Origin of the sequence: Chamaesiphon sp. VAR_48_metabat_403, assembly GCF_031422475.1 — a bacterium.
Taxonomy (GTDB): domain Bacteria; phylum Cyanobacteriota; class Cyanobacteriia; order Cyanobacteriales; family Chamaesiphonaceae; genus Chamaesiphon.
Map to the genome: position 1 here is coordinate 1 of NZ_JANPLS010000150.1, position 4,372 is coordinate 4,372.

5 protein-coding genes are annotated in these 4,372 nt (G+C 47.2%); all 5 read left to right on the plus strand.

The genetic code is table 11. The annotated features are described in order from the left end of the window. Nucleotides 1-293: 293 nt before the first annotated feature. Nucleotides 294-1,148 carry a 3'(2'),5'-bisphosphate nucleotidase CysQ gene (locus RMO79_RS07320; RefSeq protein ID WP_310482456.1) on the plus strand — a complete coding sequence of 285 codons (855 nt, stop codon included), beginning with the start codon at nucleotides 294-296 and terminating at the stop codon, nucleotides 1,146-1,148. A 19-nt stretch (nucleotides 1,149-1,167) separates the two neighbouring features. After that, nucleotides 1,168-2,112, plus strand: a complete 945-nt coding sequence (locus tag RMO79_RS07325) for a LysR family transcriptional regulator (protein ID WP_310482457.1) — start codon at nucleotides 1,168-1,170, stop codon at nucleotides 2,110-2,112. Nucleotides 2,113-2,327: 215 nt separating this feature from the next. Further along, entirely contained in the window at nucleotides 2,328-3,380 is a 1,053-nt protein-coding gene (locus RMO79_RS07330) for an anthranilate phosphoribosyltransferase family protein (protein ID WP_310482458.1), read from the plus strand. Between the two features lie 10 nt (nucleotides 3,381-3,390). After that, nucleotides 3,391-4,008 carry a cytochrome b/b6 domain-containing protein gene (locus RMO79_RS07335; RefSeq protein ID WP_310482459.1) on the plus strand — a complete coding sequence of 206 codons (618 nt, stop codon included), beginning with the start codon at nucleotides 3,391-3,393 and terminating at the stop codon, nucleotides 4,006-4,008. A 13-nt stretch (nucleotides 4,009-4,021) separates the two neighbouring features. After that, the coding region (locus RMO79_RS07340; RefSeq protein WP_310482460.1) for a molybdopterin-dependent oxidoreductase at nucleotides 4,022-4,372 on the plus strand (351 nt) is incomplete at its 3' end.

Here is a 4,372-nt window from a genome sequence, read left to right on the forward strand (position 1 = left end):
CGCCAGCTTAACTCTTTCTGCTGGCGACTACTAATAAAGTTTTCCAGTTCATTTGAAATTTCCTCACACTTGTTTTTTTTGATACCGACTTGCGGCTTCGTTTTTATTCTAGCACCGCGATCGCAAAAATTTAAGGTAAGCTAGACACAGGAAACCGTATCGATTTAGTACCCAGAGATAGTGGAAACCGAACACGCGATCGGAATAGTACAGATCGTTATGTCGCCAGAATCCAGCCACCGCAACAAATCTAAACTTTTCGATTATTTCCCAGTCATAAACTGCCAATTCTTGTGAATTCACCACTTCCGCATTTGACTTTAGCTGACATTTTAGAACGGACGATTGAGTTGAGTTGGACGGCAGCAGCAATTTTAAAATCTTATTATCGTGGCAGTCGTGCAGATCTGGAGGTATTAGACAAGGTTGAAGGGCCAGTTACCGCCGCAGATCGGGCAGTCGATCGACACATCCTCTCAGGGATCCAAGCCATGTGTGGGGACAGTTGTGGTTATCTAACCGAAGAAACTTATCAGGCTGGCGATCTGCAATTACCCCAAGATTGGGTCTGGATTATCGATCCTTTGGATGGTACGCGAGATTTTATCGACAAAACTGGAGAATATGCCATTCATATCGCCCTGACATACCAACATCGTCCCGTTCTTGCTGTAGTCACGATCCCCGAAACCGATCGCATGTATGCGGCAATTGCGGGGATGGGTACCGAATCGAGCGAGCGAGATGGCATGAGGAAATCGGTTCGGGTATTACAGGGTAAAAAACTCACCGATTTAGTCGTCGTCGCCAGTCGAAATCACCGCAGCAAGCGACTAGTAAATCTCTTAGCCCAACTCCCATGTCAGCAACAGCTCGAAGTCGGGAGTATTGGCTGTAAAATTGCTACCATTGTCGAACATCGCGCCGATGTATATGTATCCTTATCGGGTACATCCGCACCAAAAGATTGGGATCTCGCCGCACCAGAACTGATTTTGACCGAAGCAGGTGGCAAGTTTACCCATCAAGATGGCACGCCACTTCGATACAATCAAGGTGATGTCACGCAGTGGGGTTGTGCGATCGCCAGTACTGGCGAATGGCATCAACAACTTTTAAATGTAGCTACGATCGAAATTCAGGAGTAAGGAAGGCTAACTCAACAACATGCGGATCGAACAATTGCAAGCTTTTTTAGCAATTACCGAAACTGGCAGTTTTCAACAGGCTGCGCGTACCTGCGATTGTACCCAATCGACAATCAGCCGCCAAATTCAGTCGTTAGAAGAAGGCTTAGGTATTTCCTTATTCCATCGCCATCATCAGGCAAAACTCACCATTGGTGGCGAACGACTCTTACCCCACGCACGCAAAATTTGTGCGGAATGGCAACTCGCACGCAAATCGATCGAACATCTCTTGGCAGGCAAACAACCCGATCTCTGCGTTGCCGCCATTCACTCGGTATGTGCCAATATGTTGCCGCCAATTTTGCAACAGTTTTGCCATCAACATCCTCAGGTACAACTGAGAGTAACAGCATTAGGTAGCGATCGCGCTCTTAAAGTACTCAAAGATGGCTTGGTAGATATCGCCATTGTCATGGACAATCGGCTATTTACCGCCAGTCCCGATCTCGTGGTGCAAAATCTCTATCAAGAACCGATCGAAATTTTAATGTCGGCAGATCATCCCTTAGCGGCATATCAACAGGTACCTTGGGCAGAATTAGTCAAGTACCCGCAGGTAGTCTTTAAAGATGGCTATGGAATGCAGCGATTGGTGCAAGAACAATTTATCAAACAAGGTAGTAAACTCAATGCGGTGTTAGAATTAAATACGCTCGATGCCTTTCGGGGCGTAGTCAGACAGGGTAAATTAATCGCACTGTTACCAAAATCGGCATTACTCGACATCCACAGCGATCCAACTTTGACAGCTCGATCGATCGAACCCACTCCCAAAACAGGCACCAGTCTCTCTCGTCAAGTCATTCTCGTCACCACCACCGACAGACTCCAAATTCCCCCCATTCAATTTTTCTGCGATTTAGTCAGTAAACAGATGGGAGATGGGAGCGAAAAGTGCGGTCTTGGGGTTCCCCCGTCTTGACTCACCTCTTTTGACGGGGAACCCGTCCAAAGGTGAGCCGCAAGTTAAGCACCTTTTCAAGACAGATCGGAGCTTGGAGATGGGAGATCGGAGTAAGTGTGGGCAGTGTGGGGAGTGTGGGAGGAAGAATAGAATAGCCAGTCGCCCAGTCACCCAGTCGCCCAGTCTCCCCGTCACCCAGTCACCCAGTCCCCCAGTCTCCTGTCACGTAAAAAATGAGCGATCGATTTCGGAAATTCGTCCAAATAATTGGCAGCGGGCCGCATACTGGCAAGAGTTTAACTCGCGAGCAAGCAGCAGCAGCAATGGAAATGATGTTGCTGCAAATAGCTACCCCTGCCCAAATTGGAGCTTTTTTCATCGCTCATCGGATCAAACGCCCGACCGGGGCAGAGTTAGCGGGGATGCTAGATACTTATGCTAGGATGGGGCCGCAATTACAACCCGTTGCCAGTCATGGCAGATCGCCAGTTATCTTTGGCATTCCTTATGATGGTCGATCTCGCACCGTCCCAATTGCACCGCTATTATCTCTCATTCTCACAGAGGCAGGAATCCCGGTAATTTTGCATGGTGGCGATCGAATGCCGACTAAATATGGCATTCCCCTAGTCGATATTTGGCAGGAATGGGGCATCGATTGGACTAAAATAGCTCTCGATCGGATTCAAGAAATTTTCGAGCTAACCAAGTTAGGCTTCATCTATACGCCCACTCATTTCCCCGCTGCGGCAGGCTTGACACCCTACCGCGACCAAATTGGCAAACGTCCGCCGATCGCAACTCTAGAGCTGTTATGGTGCCCTTACGCTGGCGATGCGCGGCTGATTTTTGGTTACGTTCATCCACCCACCGAACAAACAGCACTCGTCGCCGCCACTCTCCGCAACACGCCTCATCAAATCACCACAGTGAAGGGATTAGAAGGCAGTAGCGATCTCCCACGCGATCGCGCGGTAATTATCGGCGTTCATCAATCGGGACGAGAATTAGAGCGGATCTTCCTCCATCATTACGACTACGGCTTGAGTAATGTCAATCCCCCCTTACTATCTACCCCAGAATTAATGGCTGATTTTGAGAGCGTTTTGCGTGCAGAACCTTCAGAATCACTTAATTCAGTCTTATGGAATGCCGGATTTTATCTGTGGCACTGTGGCGGAGCCAGCGATATGGCGGCGGGGATGAAATTAGCTCGCGAGTTATTAGTTAGCGGTGCAATTCGCGATCGACTAGAAAGTATCCGAAAATGTTTTAAGGAGACTTAAATAAAATTAAATGGCATTGACAAAGACAAAAGTACCTGGGGCACAACCATCGATCGTCCGGTTGTTTCATTTGGTAAATATAATTAGCCTATTCGGAATGCTGGCTAGTGGCTTGCAAATTTATAATGCCAATCCCGTATTTGGCGGACGCGAAGGCATCCATGTTCCTTGGCTGTTTACCCTCGGTGGTTGGCTGGCTGGGGGACGAAATTGGCATTTTGCCCTGATGTGGATTTATGGGTTTAATCTATTAGCCTACGGCATTTATATTTTCTGGACGAAAAGATGGCGCGATCGATTTGTAGACAAACAAGATCTCAACGCTATTCAAGTCAGCCGCAATCCCAAACGCAAAGCCTATGCTTGGCATCGGGTTGTTTATACCAGCATCATTCCAATTTTATTACTCGCGATCGCCACAGGTTTATCGATGTACCAACCCGTCCAATTTTATTGGTTATCTTCTAAATTTGGCGATTGGCAAACACTCCGAACTGTTCATTTTATGACTGTTCCCCTCGTTTTACTCTACACGCTAATTCATTCTGTTTTAGCATTAGGAATCGGTAACGGAAAAATCGCCACAGCATTTTTAAATCTGAAACTCACAGATTTACAGCCCAAATAAAAACCTAAAACCTATGGAACAAACCAGCCGAATATCTCGCCGTCAATTATTACAATGGACTGGAGCTGGATTATTAGTAAACGTTGCTGGAACGCTGCTCTACGATCCGATCGGGCGAATATCCATGCCGCTGAATGAAGAGTTTCAGTCATTGTTATTGTCATCTAAACCCACCCCAGAATTTCCCATTTCGGCGATTGAACCCGAAAAATTAATTGTCAACAGCTTTCGCGGCACACCCGCGATCGATCTGGCTAAATTCAAGCTAAATATATCTGGAGAAGTAGCCAATCCCCTGAGCCTCAATCTGGCAGATATTTATCAAATGCCACATACTTCGATGGTTATTCGTCAAGTCTGCGTC

Excerpts from the sequence above, each read along its gene's own strand:
- RMO79_RS07330 (WP_310482458.1), top strand. The coding sequence starts at position 2,328 with ATGAGCGATCGATTTCGGAAATTCGTCCAAATAATTGGCAGCGGGCCG.
- RMO79_RS07335 (WP_310482459.1), top strand. The coding sequence starts at position 3,391 with ATGGCATTGACAAAGACAAAAGTACCTGGGGCACAACCATCGATCGTC.
- RMO79_RS07325 (WP_310482457.1), top strand. The coding sequence starts at position 1,168 with ATGCGGATCGAACAATTGCAAGCTTTTTTAGCAATTACCGAAACTGGC.